1 protein-coding gene is annotated in these 1,223 nt (G+C 65.2%); it reads right to left on the bottom strand.

Annotation, left to right across the window (positions count from 1 at the left end; translation table 11 throughout):
- Positions 1–8: 8 nt before the first annotated feature.
- Entirely contained in the window at positions 9–1,163 is a 1,155-nt protein-coding gene (locus tag N787_RS11700) for an IS30 family transposase (protein WP_034214350.1), read from the bottom strand.
- Between the last annotated feature and the right edge of the window lie 60 nt (positions 1,164–1,223).

Raw genomic sequence — 1,223 nt, forward strand, 5'->3', positions numbered from 1 at the left:
CGGCGGTCTCAATCGGTCGACGCAACACACTCGCTCAGCCGATAGGCCGGCGTCCTGAAGCCCAAGGTCTCCCTTGGGCGCTGGTTCAAGCTTAGTGCAATCTTGTTTAGCGCGGCTTGGGAATGGACCGAAAGGTCCGTTCCGTGCGGCAGGTACTGCCGCAGCAATCCATTGGTGTTCTCGTTGGAACCGCGCTGCCACGGGCTCTGCGGATCGCAGAAGTAGACCTGGACATCCGTGGCGACGGTGAAGTCCTTATGGCTGGCCATCTCGGTACCCCGATCCCAGGTCAGCGACTTGCGGAGCTCTTTTGGCAGCGACTGGACCTGCCGGCTCAGCGCGGAAACAACGCTGGCCGTGTCTCTGCCTTTGACCTTCACCAGCATCACGAACCGGGTGCGGCGCTCCACCAAGGTCGCTACGTGGGAGTTGTTGCTGCCGCTGACCAGATCGCCTTCCCAGTGGCCGGGTATCGCCCGATCCTCGACTTCCGCCGGTCGCTCCCGAATGGATACGGCATCAACGATGCCGCCCCGTGGCGCTACGACCAACGCCTTGGACCGACGCATCTTCCGATGCGTCCTCAAGTGCGCGCACAGCTCCTTTTTCAAGGCGCCGCGGGCCTGGATGAACAGGCTGCGGTAGATGGTCTCGTGCGACACCCGAAGCGACTCCTCGGCGGGGAACTCCAGCTTAAGCCAGGCCGCGATCTGCTCGGGAGACCAGCGCTGGACCAGCCGCTGGGCCACCAGCTGGCGCAACGCCGAGTTGGTCGCCAGCACGCAGGGCTTCGGTCGCCGCGCACGGTCCCAGGCCAGCTCGTCGGCGCGGTTGGCGCGGTAACTGTCGGCTCCGCCATTGCGCCCAACTTCGCGGCTGATCGTCGACGCCGGCCGATTCAGACGCCGGCCAATCTCGCGATAGGACCAACCGGCCGCCAGACCGCGGGATATCTCCTCGCGCTCCGCCAATGTCAGGCTTCGGTCCGCCCGGTGCCGGGTCGGCGGGACGATCCCGCCGTTCGTGGCCAGCAAGCAACGAATCGCCCCCGGCGTCCGACCCATGCCGAGGCCGATCTCACGGATCGGCCGGCCTTGCTTCCACTGCAGCCAAACTTCTTGCTTCTGGGCTTCGGGCAGCCCAGGACGCCCTATTCTCGCCATCGGTCTCTCGCCCTCGCAGTCCAAGAAAGACTAGCGTTGCAATGACCGGTTGAGACCGCC

The organism is Arenimonas metalli CF5-1 (assembly GCF_000747155.1).
Taxonomy (GTDB): domain Bacteria; phylum Pseudomonadota; class Gammaproteobacteria; order Xanthomonadales; family Xanthomonadaceae; genus Arenimonas; species Arenimonas metalli.

Bases quoted from the DNA above. Each gene is read 5' to 3' on its own strand.
- N787_RS11700 (WP_034214350.1), bottom strand. From the start codon at position 1,163: ATGGCGAGAATAGGGCGTCCTGGGCTGCCCGAAGCCCAGAAGCAAGAA.